The organism is Alteromonas sp. 4NH20-0104, assembly GCF_057547795.1.
In genome coordinates this window covers 1-17077 of record NZ_BAAJLP010000003.1, presented here as the reverse complement: position 1 = coordinate 17077, position 17077 = coordinate 1, and the positions used below count along the sequence as shown (strand labels likewise).

At 50.1% G+C, this 17077-nt stretch carries 17 protein-coding genes; 7 read left to right on the top strand and 10 right to left on the bottom strand.

Annotated features, from left to right (window positions below):
* Nucleotides 1-9: 9 nt before the first annotated feature.
* From AC27IB_RS02800 to AC27IB_RS02785, 4 genes are read right to left on the bottom strand one after another with little or no spacing between them, the layout of a single operon-like run.
* The gene (locus AC27IB_RS02800) at nucleotides 10-240 is read right to left on the bottom strand and encodes a YheU family protein (RefSeq protein ID WP_296049158.1); all 231 of its coding nucleotides are present in this window, start codon (nucleotides 238-240) and stop codon (nucleotides 10-12) included.
* A complete protein-coding gene (locus AC27IB_RS02795; RefSeq protein ID WP_296049160.1) occupies nucleotides 237-1262 on the bottom strand; it encodes a hydrolase in 1026 nt (341 codons plus the stop codon). The genes AC27IB_RS02800 and AC27IB_RS02795 overlap by 4 nt, the downstream gene beginning before the upstream one ends.
* Nucleotides 1259-1759: a TIGR02444 family protein gene (locus tag AC27IB_RS02790; protein ID WP_487118755.1), complete on the bottom strand. Its 501-nt coding sequence runs from the start codon at nucleotides 1757-1759 to the stop codon at nucleotides 1259-1261. The genes AC27IB_RS02795 and AC27IB_RS02790 overlap by 4 nt, the downstream gene beginning before the upstream one ends.
* Nucleotides 1743-3656, bottom strand: a complete 1914-nt coding sequence (locus AC27IB_RS02785) for an ATP-binding cassette domain-containing protein (RefSeq protein WP_487118753.1) — start codon at nucleotides 3654-3656, stop codon at nucleotides 1743-1745. The genes AC27IB_RS02790 and AC27IB_RS02785 overlap by 17 nt, the downstream gene beginning before the upstream one ends.
* Before the next feature lie 118 nt (nucleotides 3657-3774).
* On the opposite strand from AC27IB_RS02785, the gene AC27IB_RS02780 reads away from it, so the two are divergent.
* On the top strand, nucleotides 3775-3978 hold the full coding sequence (locus AC27IB_RS02780; protein ID WP_105933032.1) for a YheV family putative zinc ribbon protein: 204 nt from the start codon (nucleotides 3775-3777) through the stop codon (nucleotides 3976-3978).
* Between the two features lie 17 nt (nucleotides 3979-3995).
* Nucleotides 3996-4529 carry a YgjV family protein gene (locus AC27IB_RS02775; RefSeq protein ID WP_487118750.1) on the top strand — a complete coding sequence of 178 codons (534 nt, stop codon included), beginning with the start codon at nucleotides 3996-3998 and terminating at the stop codon, nucleotides 4527-4529.
* Nucleotides 4530-4541: 12 nt separating this feature from the next.
* On the opposite strand, the gene AC27IB_RS02770 is transcribed toward AC27IB_RS02775, so the two are convergent.
* From AC27IB_RS02770 to AC27IB_RS02755, 4 genes are all read right to left on the bottom strand, one after another.
* Nucleotides 4542-7118 carry a PKD domain-containing protein gene (locus AC27IB_RS02770; RefSeq protein WP_487118748.1) on the bottom strand — a complete coding sequence of 859 codons (2577 nt, stop codon included), beginning with the start codon at nucleotides 7116-7118 and terminating at the stop codon, nucleotides 4542-4544.
* 106 nt (nucleotides 7119-7224) lie between these two features.
* Entirely contained in the window at nucleotides 7225-7638 is a 414-nt protein-coding gene (locus AC27IB_RS02765) for a hypothetical protein (RefSeq protein WP_487118746.1), read from the bottom strand.
* Nucleotides 7639-7741: 103 nt separating this feature from the next.
* Entirely contained in the window at nucleotides 7742-8428 is a 687-nt protein-coding gene (locus tag AC27IB_RS02760; RefSeq protein WP_487118744.1) for a CPBP family intramembrane glutamic endopeptidase, read from the bottom strand.
* A gap of 48 nt (nucleotides 8429-8476) precedes the next feature.
* Nucleotides 8477-10522 (bottom strand): winged helix-turn-helix domain-containing protein, encoded by a 2046-nt coding sequence (locus AC27IB_RS02755; protein ID WP_487118742.1) that lies wholly within the window; start codon nucleotides 10520-10522, stop codon nucleotides 8477-8479.
* Nucleotides 10523-10721: 199 nt separating this feature from the next.
* Here AC27IB_RS02755 and AC27IB_RS02750 point away from each other — a divergent pair, with 199 nt between their 5' ends.
* From AC27IB_RS02750 to AC27IB_RS02735, 4 genes are all read left to right on the top strand, one after another.
* A complete protein-coding gene (locus AC27IB_RS02750; RefSeq protein ID WP_296049175.1) occupies nucleotides 10722-11351 on the top strand; it encodes an OB-fold-containig protein in 630 nt (209 codons plus the stop codon).
* A 24-nt stretch (nucleotides 11352-11375) separates the two neighbouring features.
* A complete protein-coding gene (locus AC27IB_RS02745) occupies nucleotides 11376-13148 on the top strand; it encodes a flotillin family protein (protein WP_487118740.1) in 1773 nt (590 codons plus the stop codon).
* Nucleotides 13149-13211: 63 nt separating this feature from the next.
* Nucleotides 13212-13853 (top strand): cold shock and DUF1294 domain-containing protein, encoded by a 642-nt coding sequence (locus tag AC27IB_RS02740; protein ID WP_296049179.1) that lies wholly within the window; start codon nucleotides 13212-13214, stop codon nucleotides 13851-13853.
* Between the two features lie 6 nt (nucleotides 13854-13859).
* Entirely contained in the window at nucleotides 13860-14750 is an 891-nt protein-coding gene (locus AC27IB_RS02735) for a hypothetical protein (protein ID WP_296049181.1), read from the top strand.
* 9 nt (nucleotides 14751-14759) lie between these two features.
* Here AC27IB_RS02735 and AC27IB_RS02730 read toward each other — a convergent pair whose 3' ends face one another.
* Nucleotides 14760-15005, bottom strand: a complete 246-nt coding sequence (locus tag AC27IB_RS02730; RefSeq protein ID WP_296049182.1) for a SlyX family protein — start codon at nucleotides 15003-15005, stop codon at nucleotides 14760-14762.
* 1 nt (nucleotide 15006) lies between these two features.
* The gene (locus AC27IB_RS02725; protein WP_296049186.1) at nucleotides 15007-15996 is read right to left on the bottom strand and encodes a WD40 repeat domain-containing protein; all 990 of its coding nucleotides are present in this window, start codon (nucleotides 15994-15996) and stop codon (nucleotides 15007-15009) included.
* A 236-nt stretch (nucleotides 15997-16232) separates the two neighbouring features.
* On the opposite strand from AC27IB_RS02725, the gene fkpA reads away from it, so the two are divergent.
* Complete coding sequence (gene fkpA / locus AC27IB_RS02720) at nucleotides 16233-17003, top strand: FKBP-type peptidyl-prolyl cis-trans isomerase (RefSeq protein WP_296049184.1); 771 nt, start codon at nucleotides 16233-16235, stop codon at nucleotides 17001-17003.
* Nucleotides 17004-17077: the final 74 nt, after the last annotated feature.

Below are 17077 nucleotides of genomic sequence, written 5' to 3'. Positions count from 1 at the left end.
CGACGGGATCTATTCTTCAGCATCGGCCTGATAGCTGTCAGCCGGGCGGATATCCACAGTTTCATGCAGTTCGGAATACACCAGTATTGCCTCGCCGCTTTTTAATTTAGCAATCACCTGCTCAACCTTATCTGCAAAGGCCGCCTCAATTTCACCGTAATCGGTGCCTTCGCGCAGCACAAATTCCCGGGCGATATTGTTAAGGGTATCCGGTGCGATTTGGTCGATAGGAATGATCATGCAAACTCCGATGTGGTGGGTAAATAATCGCTGAAGTAACGCAGTACACGCTGGTGCATCCACACTTCTGGTGCGCTGGGCGTGCCCTGCATAAAGCCCACGTGGCCGCCGGTTTCACTCAATTCTACGGTTACGCTGTGAGCCAGTTCCTGCTCTTGGGGGATAACAAGATGATTCATAAAAGGGTCGTCCAGCGCATGAAGAATAAGCGTTGGACAATGAATCGCTTTTAAAAAGTAATAGGCACTGCATTTCTCGTAGTAGTCTTTGGCATCGGCATAACCATGTAAAGGCGCTGTCACCAGGTTATCAAACTGCCAGAAGGATTGTATGCCTTCTACGTCGGCTTCGCTGATTTGCAATATATCGCGGTAATCAATGCGCTGCATTTTTTTCAGCAGGTTTTGCTTCATGCTGCCGAGCAGATATTTCTGATACACCTTTGAAAAACCCTGGTTCACACTGGTGGCGCATTCATCGAGTTTTAGTGGGGCTGATACCGCTACCGCTGCGGTTAGTCCCAGGCTGTCCGGGTGTTCACCCAACAGCTTGAGCAACATATTACCGCCCAGCGAAAACCCTACCGCCACCTTGGGAGTAGCCGGGTAACGCTGATGTAATAGGTTAATCACCCACGCCGGATCGCCGGTTTCACCAGAATGATACGCCCTCGGCGTTAAATTGGCTTCGCCACTACAGCCGCGAAAATGCATCAGCACCACCTGCCAGCCATGTTGACTGAGTGTGGCCATCATATCGTTAGCGTAATGAGAATGAATGGACCCTTCCAGGCCATGAAACATGATCACCAGCCCGGTGAGTGTTTGCGGCGCCGGGCCCCAGGCTAAATCGAGAAAGTCGCCGTCATCAAGCTTTATCCGTTCCATGGTGTGCTTCAGTGGTAGTCGGCGCTGAATAAAGCGCGGCCAGATAGTTTGAATATGCCGGTTACGTGCCCAGCGCGGCGCAACAAAACTGCTTTTAACAATGCTTCCGTGTGATTGATTGGTCCGTATGGTCATGCCTGTAATACTGTTGTGATTAAATCCTGAGTTGCTGAATTTTGCCGTAGGTTCAGCCAGCTCAACAGCCGGTTAGCTGTGACTAATTCAATAATGGGGTCAGAGTTACTTAATTCCATATTATCTGCAATAAGTAACTCTGACCCCATTATTTTTTGGTAGGCAGCTAGCAATTCTGCCTGCTGTGCCGCTTCCAGCTCAAGCTCCTGCTGCTTAAGCGCCTCGTAGTCGCTGCTACCCTTCGCCGCGCGGCGCCTGACACGGTGTGTTTGGATGGCCGGTTCGGTTGCCGCGACTGCTTCATCCAGGGCTTTACGCAATGCCTGGGGTAACGGTTGGTTTACCGTAAAACACCAATGATAAAACAGCAGCAGGTTAACGTTTACCTGATAGTTATCCTGTAATGCCAGGCAGGCATCCGCAACACTAGGCTTAGCGTAGTGCTGCAGGCTGTGTTGCCAGAACAGTTCAGGTGTTAGCTCAGGCACTGATGTCATAGGCGTCTTTAGCCGCTTCCAGTTGTTCCTGTGCATCCAGCCACTGCATCTCTTCATCCTCTATTTGAGATTTTAGAGTTGCCTGCTGATCCAGAAACTTCATTAACTCGGGCTTGTTGTCGGCTTCGTAGAGTTCGCTACGCCCCAACTCATCCTCAACCTTTGCCAGCGAAGCGTTGAGCTTTTCCATTGCCTTTTCAGACTGTTGGATTTGCTTGCGCAGGTGAGCAGTAGACTGACGAAACTCAGCTTCGCGGCGCTTTTCCGCTTTGCGATCAACCTTGGGCTTGTCTTCCACCGGCTCGGCATTCGCCGCTTTATCCACCGATTGCTGAGCGAGGATCCAGTCGCGATAATCATCCAAATCGCCACTGAATGGCGCGACTTCGCCGCTGTCGACCAGATAAAACTCCTCGCACACCGCGGTTAATAAGAAACGATCGTGCGATACCAGCACCATGGCCCCTTCAAAGCCCTGTAAGGCCATATTCAGCGCATGACGCATTTCTAAATCGAGGTGGTTAGTTGGTTCATCGAGCAGCAACAGGTTCGGCTTCTGATACACAATAAGAGCCAGCACTAAACGGGCTTTTTCACCGCCGGACATGGGCGCTACCGGGCCGGTGACTTCATCGCCGTGAAAGCCAAAGCCGCCAAGGAAGTCGCGGTGTTGTTGCTCTGTGGCTTTGCTGTCGAGACGCTGTAAATGCAGTAAGGCCGAGGCCTGAGGATCCAGATATTCCAGCTGATGCTGGGCAAAATACCCCACGTTTAACCCTTTAGCCGTGGTAAATACCCCGGTTTTCGGCTCATGCACGCCGGCCAGTAATTTAATCAGCGTGGATTTACCCTGACCGTTGCGGCCCAGTAAGCCAATGCGGCTACCCGGCACCAGGTTAAGTTTTACCTGCTCCAGCACGATATGCTCGCCATAGCCCAGCATGACCTTTTCCATCTGAATAAGCGGGTTAGGCAATGCGGTGGGCGCTTTAAATTCAAAACTAAACTGGCTGGCATGATGGGCCGGCAGCAGCGTTTCCATCCGTTCTAACTGCTTAATGCGGCTCTGTGCCTGCTTGGCTTTACTGGCCTTGGCTTTAAAGCGGGTAATGAACGATTCTAAATGTGCGATTTTGTCCTGCTGTTTACGAAATTCAATATCTTGCAACCGCAGGCGTTCGGCGCGCTGGGTTTCATAGCTTGAGTAGTTACCGGTGTAGGCAATCAGTTGCTGCTGTTCAACGCTGATGATCTGCGCCACTGTGTTATCGATAAACGCCTTATCGTGGGAAATGAGTAACAGCGTACCCTGATAACGCTGCAACCAGCGCTCCAGCCAGATCACGGCATCCAAATCCAGGTGGTTGGTGGGCTCATCGAGGAGCAGTAAGTCTGACGGACACAACAGTGCCTGAGCCAGGTTCAACCTCATACGCCAGCCACCCGAGAAATCGGTAACCGGTGCGGTAAGCTGACTTTGAGCAAACCCCAAACCGGCCAGAATAGTGGCGGCTCTGGCTTCTACATCATAAGCTCCAGCCTGCGCTAACAAATCATGGTATTTACCGATATCTTCGCCATGGTGGGCTTCTTCGGCTTCGCTGAGTTTTTGCTGAAGGCCGCGTAAATAACTATCGCCGTCGATGACATAATCAATGGCGCTGCGCTCTACTGCCGGCGTTTCCTGGGCCACGCTCACTATTCGCCAGTCGGCAGGCACTGCGCAGTCTCCGGCATCCACGCTCAGCTCACCACGCAATAAAGCAAACAGGCTGGACTTACCGCAGCCGTTGCTGCCAATCAGGGCAACCTTATGGCCGGGAAAAACCTGTGCCGATGCGCCATCCAGCAGTACTTTACTGCCGCGCAACAAGGTGACGTCGGATAACTGGATCATAAAACTGCGAATACCTGTGATAACATAGTCTGGCTGCGTAGTTTACCAGAAGCGCTGCAAGCGATCTGCATTTGCGCGCAGTGCGTAACAACCTTAATTATTCACAACGGTTTACCCCATGAGTCAACGCCAACGAAAACGCTTTATTGCCGGTGCCACCTGCCCCAAATGCAAAGCCACCGACACCATTATGTTATTTTTCGAAAACAACATCGAAAAGCTTACCTGTGTGGAGTGCGGCTATGCCGAATCACAACCCCAGGAAGAAGTGAAAACTGCCAGCAAAAACGCCAACGTGATTGGCGTGTTTAAACCCGAATAATCACCAAACCGTTTATTTTGCTACCCGACTTACCCGAATTTAATCTCGCCCAAGCGTTTGGCATGCTGAGCTTTGTGCTCGGCATTTTGTGTTTCTATCAGAAAGACGATCAGCATCTGCGCATTATGATGGTAGTGATGAACTTGAATCACGCCCTGCATTTTGCGCTACTTGGCGCCACTACCGCCTGTTTGAGTGCGTTGTTATCCGTGGTAAGAACCGGCTTGTCGATTAAAACCCGCTCACGCATCGTGGCTTACCTGTTTATTGTGATTACGCTGGCACTGGGAATTTATCTGGCCGATGTGTGGTACGACTTATTTCCCATCTTAGGCACCTGCATAGGCACGTATGCGCTGTATTGTTTGTCGGGCATTAAAATGCGCCTGGCGTTTTTATGCGGTGCTATTTGCTGGCTTGCTAACAACATTATTGTTGGCTCCATTGGCGGTACATTGCTGGAAGCGACTTTGCTGATGGTGAACAGCTTTACGATTTGGCGGTTATACCAGCTGGGGAAACTAAATGTGTCAGGAAGCGATGCTTCCTGACACAAACGATATTTAACTTGCAAAACACATATCTGTTAAACACTGAGTCTCTGTGGCAAGCTCAATATAGTAAATTTGCTCTCCGTATTGGTTCCACCAACGAATTTGAATATACCCATCAAGGCTATCGATACCGTAATCAGACAGCAAAAAGTTATGCTCACCTTCCTGCTCATAACTCAAATTCCCTATAAATGATATCGGTTGTTCAAGAGTAGATGACGGAAAGTAGACAATATCTACATTATCTGCCCCTTCTGTTTTCCATGATAATCTCGCCTTCCCCACAAGATCAGCATAAAGATAGTAGTAGAAAACCGTTGGCGCCTGCTCGCTGACATAAGACAGTGAAAAGTCTAATCTTGTGTCGCCATAGCTATTTTCCAGCAGTGCATAAACATTAATTGGCGAAGCGGCATCATCTTCCTCTACTAAATATTTGGCCTCTGCCCCCTCAGGCAAGCGGGTTCCTCCACCAGTGATAGCGATTGAATATACTTCAACTGTATTGTCTTCATCCTGAATAAAACCTCCACCAACAGTAAGAATGTTTTTGGTAATGGTTTGATGGCCATCTACTTCCTCAAACTTGGGTAACAGGGAGGCACTCCAGGAAGTAAACTGAGGCTTTTCATCATCAGGCAGGGTCATGTTTAATTCAATATCTTCACCCAGGCACACAAATGAACGCTTCGAATAATTAAAACCATCAGATAAGGTAAAACTGTAATAACTGCCCGACATTACTCGTGATTCAACCGGCTTCCCAGAATAGGTAATAGCGGAAGATATCACGCTGTAAGGCCAGCCCGGCGTTGTTCTAGCCATGCGCCCGGCCAGACCTGAGCCTTCATTGGGGCCAGTAATATTAATAGTGATATCACACCATTTGGAACGTTGTTCACCGGGAAGATCTGAGCCTGGGGCGACAGGACCTGCGCCAGGATAGCTCCATGCATCGGCATTGAACCAGGAAAAATGGCTGGTAGTTGCCTTCAAGGCAAACCCGGTGGGGCTATTAGTGGAAGTCACTACTTCGCCCATGCCTTCCTGCATCCATATCCCTGTCTCTTCATCAAGGATCCAGAACGGAATGTTGTCGCCTTCGTGTACTGTATCGCCTCCCAAATGCTGTGCCACAAACAAGGGCACTTCCAGCTCCATGGTATATCCGGGAATAAGTTGTAAGGTTTCTCCCTCATAGGTGAAGGTCATTTCCACTGAACCGTAACTGGCAATTTCAACCGGTTCCCCTGGCAAATCCGTTGCCTCTCCCATAAAACTGCCAGGGAAGGCGTTGCGATCCAGCGCATCACTAATATCCACGGTAGTCATAGTCAGCGTTGCCGTATCGGAAAGAATAGTTCCATCAATGGTTTGCAACGAATAAGCCGGTACGGTTAATTTTGCACCATCACCGGTAACAAATTCGCCGCCGATTGTGGTGTCCACCTCAAATCCTTGTCCCAGCTTTTTGAAGGTGACATTTTTACTCTGGTTAATCATCGCACCGTCGAAATAAACTAACGCATCAGTATACCCGTCTGCCGCTATCCTTAAGAGACTGGCGTTATCCTGCGGTAATAAGCGAATTAAGAGCTGTTGATACTCATTTTTGGAATAGCTTTCAATCTCGTAATCAGAGGATAATACGGTTACGTCGCTAATATCTTCACCTTCGCTGCCACGCATATTGATGGTTAACGTGATATATGGGTCGACTACCTCAATCCAGTCTAGCTGCGTAACGCTATCGCTGCTATCTGCAGTCACGGTTAACGTAACGCTGTATTTCCCGGCTTCAGTATAAGTATGCGTCGGATTTGCCTCTTCACTTGTAGTGCCGTCACCAAAATCCCACAACCGTTGTGTAATTTCACCGCTGCCGGCAGAAGAGGTATCGGTAAAGGTCACAGTAAATGGCATATCGCCTGAGGTTACCGATACTTCCATTGCGGCCTCAGGCGGTACCGCCAGCACAACAACAGGCTCAGTGGCAGTAACAGTGTGGGAGCTGTATTCATCACTAACGGTTAAACTTACTGTGTACTCACCGGGTTCGGTGTAGGTATGTTCTGGTGATGACTCGGTACTGGCATTGCCATCACCGAAATCCCACGCCCACTGGTTGATTGTGCCAGTGCCCTGGGTTGAGTCTTCGCTAAAGGTTACAGTGAGAGGCGCATCACCGGTGGTGCTACTTACGCTAAACGCCGCAACCGGAGGCAGGGCTTCAACACTGATTAAGTCGGTACGGGTTTCGGTATCAGCGCCATCTTCCGAGGTCACCGTTAAGCTCACGGTATAAGTGCCCGGGATGGGGTAGTCATGTTGCGGGTTTTGCAAACTGCTGGTGTTACCGTCGCCAAACTCCCATAACCACTGATAAATATCCTCGCTGCCGTCCTCAGACGTATCGGTAAATGCAACCGTTACCGGCGCGGTGCCACTGGTTTCATTAACTGAAAAACTAGCCTCAGGCGCTTCGGTTTCATCGTCCTTATTAAATAAATCACAGCCACTCAGTGTGCCGAGCAGCAGGCTTAAGGTGGTTACGCGGGTAACTACTGGGTATTGAGTTATGTCCATGGTCTTCTCCTGTTGAACCTGACCATGTCACTTTGCGCTTTGTGTTTCTGAGTTGCCTGAATCCAGTCTGAAACTTTCTGAAAGCCATTAATTTCAATGTGTTAACTTACCGTTTTGTTAACACCATTGGTGCACTGATGGCGCCTTCCAAACGCTTTACACAAAGATCATTTCCGGGTTGAACATAAATTTCTGCGCCATCAGGGCAGGTTAATTCAGTTGATTGAGAGGCGGCGCTGAGGCAGCTATCCTGATGATGCTGATAGTCCATGCGGTAACTTGAAAAAGGAGCGTTACAGGGCTCAGGCGCAACAAAGCTTTCCTGTGGATAGCGAATGCAGCGCGCCGCCTGATGACGGGATTCGAAGGTAAAGCTGTCCGGGCAGGTATAAAACTTATCGGTTTCGCTTATGAAGGTATTTATCGCACCTTTCCCGGGCTGGCATGCAATAAGAATAATCAGCGTAATGGCGACAATCAGAAAACACAGGCGATAGGGGTGTCGGGTAAGGTTAAGCATAAGGGCCTCCGGCATATTGAGTCAGCCTGAATGCTGACAGCATTAACACTGAAAAGCCTGAAAACCGGAGAAGACAAGTCTGAAAGTTTCTGAAAAGTTGAGCTTAATGACCAGAGCGACTGGGTTGATAGTGCAGCAGCCAGATAACCAGCCCGACCAGGACCATAGGAATTGCTATACTGGTAAGTAACTGTTGCACAACGGAGAGTACCGCCATTTCTGCTTGAGAAGGGATCAGCAGTTGCTCGCCCAATGGGCCGTTAGAGAACACCATCCCCGTAGTTAAATTCCAACCCAGATGTAGCGCTACCGGTAAAAACAGCGAACCGGTTTTGGCAAAAGCGTAGGCCAGCATCAAACCAAACATGCCCGTTAGCACGAATACGTAAATCATCTGTACCGGAGCGCCGAACACTTTGTAAGAAAACCAGTGATATATACCAAAGGCGGCAGCCGACAACCAACAGCCTCGTCCAGTGCCTACCATTGAGATAGTTTTGTAAAGCAGGTAACCGCGAAAGATAAACTCTTCAAACAACACTGAATTAACGTTCCAGCGTGCGCTAAGTAAAACATCTCTCAGATTAAAATCAGGGTTAAGGCGCCACTCAAAGCCGGCAAAGTAAGCTATCAGTAAAAACTGCACCACAACAAAAGCCGAAGCCAGCAGTATGCCCCAGGCAAATTCTGCACTGCGTTTAACAGGCTGGTTAAATCCAATAGCACGTAGCGACTTACCTTCAAAACGAAGCAGTAACCACGAAAGTACCAGTAAAATTACACCAATCATTGCCAGAAATGCCGGCAGTAAACCAGACTGCTGATAACGACCTTTTTGTTAAATTCCATCGATTACCTGCCCTTTCAAATAATCCACCGACCGCCTGCTGCCGGTCTGAGCATCTTGCTGGTAAATAGTAAGATAAGCCTGATGTGCATCTGACCACTGCTCACCCAGCTCAGCCTTCACTGCCTGCGCTTCGGCTAAAGCTTGTTTTAGTTTTCCCGTGCAGTGTGCGTAGCTGGCTTTTAGCAAACTGAAATTAGCGCGGGGATCAAACCATTCATACTTGTCCTGCTCAGCAAGCAGCGCCGGCACTGGCTGCGGATTATCCTGCGCAAGGTAGATAAGCGCCATCATGGCAGACGAATAGGAACGCACATAAGTATACTGACTACCCGCCTGCTCAAAGGCTTCTGTGGCCAATGCCAATGCGCCTGCCAGGTCGTCCTGTAGCACCGCAATATCGGCCTGCTCGATTTTAACAAACAGTAGGCCTTCCTCATCACCCGCCTGCGCGTACAAGTTAGCTACTTCGCTAATCAGCGCACTGGCTTCTTTTAACCTGCCTAAATGACGCTTTTGCTGAGCCAGCGCAGACAAGGCATAAGCTAAATAGGCCTTAGCCTGAAACTGACGAAAAATCGCTGCAGCACGCTCGTATTGCTGGGTAGATTCGGCCGAGTTGGGCTCACTTAAAAACAAGGCATTACCCAGATTCAGGCGGGCCTGCCCTTCTCTAAGAGTAAGCTCGTACTGGCTATACACGGTGATAGCCTGCTGCAAGTAATCTATCGCTTCAGCGGTCTCCCCCAGCGCCGTATAGCTGGAGCCAGTGTTCATCAGCAGGTTGCCCTGAAGCTCATATTCACTGGCGGTTGAAGCGGCTACAATTAATGGGGCGGAGGCATCGATAGAGTCTTTTAACTGCCCCCTGGCATACAAAATATTGGCCGTAAGGTTACCCAAATACAGCTCGGCCCGGGCTGATGAGGCTTGCTCGGTTAAAGCTGTGACCGCAAGCTCTGCGCCCTGGTAATTACCGGTGCGGTACAGCACATCGGCCAGATAGGCACGCGCCCAGAAAAAATCATCCTGTTGCTGGATAGCTAAACGCAGTGATTGTTGCGCTGAAACGTAATCTCCGTGATACAGCGCACTCACGCCCATGGCAAACTGCATATTGGCCCGTTGGTTGTCACTGTACAGCGGCTTGAGCTCCAGGCGTTCCTGCATCACGGGGACCAATTGGCCCACTGCATGGGTGAGCATTTGACGGGCGGATTCCATCACGCTGGCATGATTAAAAATAAATTCCGGAGACTGCATGGTGGCCTGAACGATACGATAAGTAAGTACCGGCTTACCCTTTAGTACTTTAAGTTCTGGGATCACCAATGCCTGGCAACCCAACGCGCTACATATCAGTTCAAACTTGTCGGCCGGGCTTGCATTGGCGTTGTAAGGCAGGGCATTGAGCCCGCTTAATACCGAGTCGACATCGGCAATCTGAATATCCGGATATTCTCTAAGCTGTTGGGTGAACATGGACATAATGCCAAACTCCGCCCAGCTGTCCTGGATATCGCCGGTTTGGACCCATACGGGCAGCACAACAATTCGTTGGTCGGCCTCCACCACGTAGCTACCCGGTGACTGCCACCATCTGGCTACGGCTAACACGGCAACGAAGGCCAGCGCCGCCAGAAAAACCACTCCGCCATACAGCTTCCAGCGAGGCCTGCTGTTAGCTGACGGTGACGGCTGAGTAACGGTATTTTCTTTTATGGCAACCGGTGCGACAAAGCGAAACCCTTTGCCGCGCACGGTTTGAATAAATTCATTTTCAGGTTCATCGGTATTGAGAAGTTGCCGGGTGTCAGACACCAATCGCGAAATAGAGGCTTCGCTAACAAATTGATCCGGCCATAATGAATCGAGAATTTGGTCTTTGGTGACCACCTCACCTGGATTGGCAACCAGCAGCAGCAAAAAATCCGCGACTTTACCTGTAGTTTGCCGGGCTTCACCGTTGTAACACAAACGGCCGGTGCCGCTTTCCAGCGAAAAGCCGGCAAAGGTATAGTGGATAGAGCCTTCCATGTGAACTTCCGTTGTCTTGCTAACAGCATTTCATAGCTGAAAGCGGTTATTAACTGCTGATTATAATCTGTTCAGAGTAGATTAACGATATCACTGATTTAAGCAAGTCAGTCAGGCTTTTTCTAAATGTTTTGCCAACCCAATACTTTGGGATTAAACTTATTTTCTTGCTTATGGATTCACCATCAGGGACGGTGGCATGTTGTCATTCTTATTAGATGATGCCAATTTCTGGTTTAGCTGTGCGCTGGGCATTGTTATAGCGCTTTTCATTCTGGAAATGGCAGGGATGTTTTTTGGGGTTAGCCTGCTAGGGCTAGTCGACGATCAGGCGGCACTGGATGCCGACGCTGATACTTCTTCAGGTTTTACCGAGTTTGGTAGCTGGCTGGCGCTCGATAGAGTCCCCCTGCTGGTTTGGCTGGTATTACTGCTTACCACTTTCGGTTCTGCCGGTCTGACATTTAATTTTCTTTCTCTTACGCTGCTGGACACCTATTTTGCCCGTTGGCTGATAACGCTTCTGGCTGTGGTAGCCGGCCTGTTTTTCACGGCCCGGTTCGGCACCTTTATCGCCCGCCTGCTCCCTAAACAGGAGTCATCAGCCACCACAGCCGATGAACTGGTTGGCACGGTTGGTCACATCACCGTTGGCGTTGCCCGCCAGAACAGCCCGGCAGAGGGCAAATTTGTTGATGCCCATGGCCAGCCACACTATTTGCTGGTAGAGCCCCTTGAGCCTGATGAGCAATTCAGCCAGGGCGAAAAAATATTATTAATACAAAAGCGGGACTACCGCTGGTTAGCAAGTCGCTATTCCGACCTTTAACTCTTTACGATGGAAGCTGTAACTATGGAAACTTCAGGATTAGGTAATTTACCTTTTATGCTGGTAATGATTGGCGCAGCCGTCATTGGCCTGCTCGTTATTGGTTTTATTTTTGCCCGTTTATACACCCGGGCCACAAAAGAGACCGCCTTTGTTCGAACCGGCCTTGGCGGTGAGAAAGTGATTAAAGATGGTGGCGCGCTGGTACTGCCGGTGGTTCACGAAATTATTCCGGTCAACATGAACACCCTGCGCATTGAGGTAGAGAAAACCTCTAAAGATGCGCTGATCACCAAAGACCGCATGCGGGTAGATGTAAAAGCCGATTTCTACCTGCGCGTAGCGCCAAACGCCGCCGGCATTTCCATGGCGGCACAAACCCTGGGCACACGTACTACCCGTGCCGAAGAAGTCAAAAAGCTCATGGAATCCAAGTTCGTTGACGTACTGCGTGCAGTAGCGGCGGAGATGACCATGACCGAAATGCACGAGCAGCGTGCCGACTTTGTGCAAAAGGTACAGCAAAGTGTAGCTAACGATCTGGAAAAGAACGGTTTGGAGCTGGAATCGGTGAGCTTAACCGGCTTCGACCAGACCGACCTGCAATTCTTTAACGAAAACAATGCATTCGATGCCGAAGGCCGGGCCCGGTTAGCTAAAATCATTGAAGAAAAGCGCAAAGAAACGAACGATATTCAGCAAGAAAACCGAATTAAGATTGAACAGCGTAACCTGGAAGCGGAAAAACTGTCGTTAAATATTAAACGCGACGAAGAAGAAGCCCGCATCCAGCAGGAACAATCGCTGGCCTTCAAACGCCAGGAGCAAAAGGCCGAAATCGCCAAGCAACGCGAGCAAAAAGACCAGGAAGAACGCCAGGCTGAAATTGCTAAAGAGAAAGCGATTTCAGAATCAGAAATCGAAAAAGCGCAAACCATTGAAGCCCGCGAGATAGAAAAACGTAAAGCTATCGACGAAGCGCGCATTCTGCAAATGCAACAAATTGAAGTGGCTGAGCAGAACAAGCAAATCGCCATTGCCAGTAAATCAGAAGAAGAGTCGGCTGCACGGGCCAAAGCGGCCGAAGCTGAGAAGCTCAAAGTAGAAAAAGAAGAAGCCGTTATCACTACCCGCCAGGTAGCAGAAGCCAATCGCCGCATGGAAATTGAAGTGATCGACGCCCGTAAGGAAGCAGAGCGTGAAGCGGTGAACATTACCGTTGAAGCTGAAGCGAAACGTGAAGCGGCGATTAATACTTCAGAGGCCATTCTTACCGAAGCCCGGGCCAGCGCCGATGCCAAGAAATTGCAAGCCGAAGCCGACGAGAAAGTGTTTGCAGTGGAAGCGGCCGGTAAGAAATCCATGTATGAAGCCGAAAACACGCTTAAAGACGAACAGATTGATCTGCAACGGTCTCTGGCCATTCTTAAAATACTGCCAGACATTATCGCCAATGCGGTTAAACCTTTAGAAAACATTGACGGCATTAAGATTTTACAAGGCTATGGCAACAGTCTTGGTGGTGCTGGCGGTAATGGCGAAAGCGGCGGTGCTGGCCTGGCGGATCAGGTTACCAGCGCGGCACTTAACTACCGCGCCAATGCCCCGTTAGTGGACTCTTTACTGCGCGAAGTGGGTTTAGTGGATGCTGAAGATGGCACACTGGAAGACCTTATTCAGGGCAGTGCCGTAATTGACGGCGACCTGGTGACTACCAAGGCGAAAAAACCGCAATCCCAGTCTGCTAAATCCGCCGCCAGTGAAACCCCGGCAGAAGATGACAAGCCAAACAGTTAATGTTTTTTTCCTGCCTTGCTACCGCGCCCCAGGCGCCGGTAGCCGTTTGCCCGGCCTGAACTCGTGAAGTTACGGGGCAAACTGCTAAATTGGGACGATAACCGGGGCTTCGGCTTTGTTGAGCCCCAAGGTGGCGGCCAGCGAGCGTTTGTACACATTAAAGCGTTTAGCTTTTATTCCCGCCGCCCGCAGAGCGGCGATATGATCCAGTACCAAACCCGTCAGGACCGCAAAGGTAAAATTAAAGCCGTAGAGGTGAGTCTGGTTAACGACAGCCCTTCGGCCGCTAAGCCCAGTCGCCGAAAAACAGCGAAGCCGCCCCCCCCAGGCAACAGGAACAAGATGCGACTACCGGTGTTATTGCCCTTTGCTGCCCTGCTCAGTGGCGCCATTTTGTTTGGCCGATTACCCGTTGAGGTAGCTTATGTCTATCTACTGGCCAGCCTGATTGCATTGGTGATGTATGCCACTGATAAATCAGCCGCCCGCAAGAACCGTTGGCGTACTCCTGAAAGCCAATTACACCTGATAGCATTAGTTGGCGGCTGGCCCGGCGCTTATTTAGCGCAGCAGTGGCTGCGTCATAAATCCGCAAAGCGCGACTTTAAAGCCATGTTCTGGTTTACGGTACTGCTTAATCTGGTTGGTCTGGGTTACCTGCTAACCGAAAGCGGGCACAAACTGTTAGCCGGGCTGATAGGATAACCGGCTATGAAGTCATTCTTCAACCGTTTGAGCGACGGACTGGATAGCCTGAAATCAGAGTTGGATAACACCGCAACTCTGATTAAACAGCAGGTGGGTAAATTACCTGTGTTGATCTCGCTGGAACGTGGCGAAGAGAGCGAACGCCTGTACGATGAAAAACACTATTTTGTGATCCCCAACTTCACCAGCGACGCCGGTTTTTCTCTGCATACCATGCGCTATCTGCCCAAAGGCGTGCCAGAGGTTAATGCGCTCCCCAAGCGACGGATTTTTCACTTTCCCAATGAGCATTACGAGGGCACGCTACGCCATTACATGATTGAAGCAGCCCGCAACCTCTCTAACGCCTCTCATCAGGGGAATGTCAGCTCGCTGGAAAAACTGGCTAACGATATTGACGCGCTGGATACTAAATTGACCTATGGCATGCTGCTTATCGGAGCGATTGCCGCCGTGTTTAATCCGCTCATCGGTGCGGGGATTGCCATTAAAGCGGTTTTACCTGGCATCTCAGCCTTACTGGCAAGGCATGGTCTTAAGCCCTTAGGCGAAAAAGCAACCCGGGCACAACTGGAGAAAAGGGCCCACGAAGCAGAACAGCATGTACTGGGTCAGTTTTCAGAGTCCACCACGCTTAAAGTGATTAACCCCATTCTTCACGAACTGGAATTTGCCTTGCGGACCAGCGAAGCACAGCACGATCCGCTGCACGATCCTAATCTGGCCAGGGCCAGTCTGCCTGAGCTAAACAGCGAACACTGGCGCAACCTTACCGAAACCGCGGTTTGTCATGTGTATAAGGATATTCTGGCCGATCCGGCCCTGCATGCCAAAGCACGTCTCGGGCAGGAGGATATTCGTTGGTTACAGGTATTACTGGCAGGCAAGCTTTAGACGCAGCACTTAATAGTGGGGCGGCGGGGTCTCTTCCGACATTTTGGCAATATTGGAAGGCTCCATGCCTTTGATCTTATCGATAACATGCCGCAACTGATACTGCATTTTATCGATTTGCATTTGCTGACTCGATAACGCTTCGTTCAGAGCCTCTATGGTGTGCTCCTGAAATGCCAGCTTAGTTTCAAGCTCGGCAATAGCGTCTTCTGCTTTGGCTAAATCGCCAGCCAGTGTTTCGTTGTTCGTTGTCATATCAGGGCATACTCCACAGCTCAGCCAATCCGCTACTACTTACCGATAACACGTGCTCGCCATCCAAAAAGCCCACACCATACACCACGGCCGAAGGGGGTGACATATTCTCGCGAGGCGCGACTTTCCATTCTCCCACCTGTTCACCTGTGGCGACTTCCCACAAATACAACCTTCGGGAAGGGGCTCCGGTAAGCAAGTACTTACCATCTTTAGAAAACACGGCATCGGTAAATATCTTCTGGCGCGCAATATACTGCAATTGACTAATCGGTTCACCTGTTTGTACGTTCCAGATCTGCGATTTTTGCTGACTGTCGGCAGTAAAGGCATAACGCCCTTCATCATCCAGTGCCACCAGGGTAACGCGACTGGGATGAGTGAAGGTGTGGATCACCTGGCCGCTATCTGTGTTCCAGAGGTAAGCCACATAGTCGTTTCCCCCCGTGAGGGCGTAACGGCCATTAGGGGTAATATCCACACTATTAATGCGTTCCTGATGACCAAGAAACTCAATGCGCCGGCCACTTTCCGGTTCAAAAAACATCACTTTGCCGCTGGAGCGCCCCACCAGCACACCACGGCCGCCATTGGCCAGTGCAACGTCACGAATCGTCGATTCATCAATACGCCAAAAACCAATGGGTTCGCCGGAAGTTAAACTCCAGATAGCAAACGCCTCGCGATCCGACGTCACGGCAAACTGATTGTCCGCGCTAATATGCACGTTTGCCACCAGGTTATTGCTTTGATCGCCGTCTTCGCTTTGATGGCTCCATTGAAACAGCGGCTGCGCCTCTCCATAACGCCACACATGTATGCCGTTATTAATGCCCGACACCACACTTAACTGACCATCCACTGATACGTCTGCAGCGTACGCACCATCCTCTACAATGCGCCACTGATTGTCCGGCGTGGTGTCGGGTACGATACACCCGGCTAAACTAAATCCCGCCAGTAGCGTAACAATCAGACGATGAGTGAACATTTTCAGTTGTGGTGTTGTCATAGGCCTTTCTTATTGCGAATGCTCGCATTAACATAGCACGAAATCGTAATATACGTCGCTGATCCCGGGATTAGACGCAATGTGGTAGCGATATTCGTGATTATCGCATCAGGCGTGTTACAGTAATGCGTTAACAACCTGGTTTACATTTTTAGAATTTTATTTGTAGCAGCACCACAGGCGCTGTTGCAAGAGACCAACTAACGGAGAAGTTTATGCAAAAGTCGCTCGTTGCCCTAACTATCATGGCTACACTGGGTCTGGCAGCTTGTCAGCCTCAACAGGGCACCACTACCGAACCCGCCCAGGACCCTAAGCTGACTAAAGAAGAAATGACCGATACGCAAAAACAAGCGTACGCGATGGGTGCCAGCATGGGTATGTTCGTATTTACCCGCGACAAGCAAATGCAACAGTTTGGTGAAAGCATCGACAAAGAAGCACTGATGCAAGGTATCAAAGACGGCATGGGTAACACCCTGATGTTTGAAACCGCAGAAATTCAGCAACTGGCACAAGCTGGCGAGCAGGCAATGCAAGCCAAGCAACAGGAACTGGCCAGCAAAATGGCTGAAGAAAACATCGCTAAAGGCGAAGCGTTCCTGGCTGAAAACGGTCAGAAAGAAGGTGTAGTAACCACTGAATCAGGCCTGCAGTATGAAGTGATGGCTGAAGGTGAAGGCGCCAGCCCGGTTGCCACCGACACGGTTAAGGTTCACTACAAAGGAACCTTACTGGATGGCACTGAGTTTGATTCTTCATACTCGCGCGGTGAGCCTGCCGTATTCCCACTAAACCGGGTAATCCCAGGCTGGACCGAAGGCGTTCAAACCATGAAAGAGGGTGGCAAAACCCGTTTCTTCATTCCTTCTGAACTGGCTTATGGTGAACGTGCCACAGGTAACATCACTCCTAATTCAACCTTGATCTTTGAAGTTGAATTACTGGAAGTAGTGAAAACAGCAGAAGAAGACGCCGCGGAATAATAATTGATGCGGCACCCCGGGGCGTCGCGTTTTTATTGTAAAGCAGCAGAAAAAGAAAAAGCCGACTTAATGTC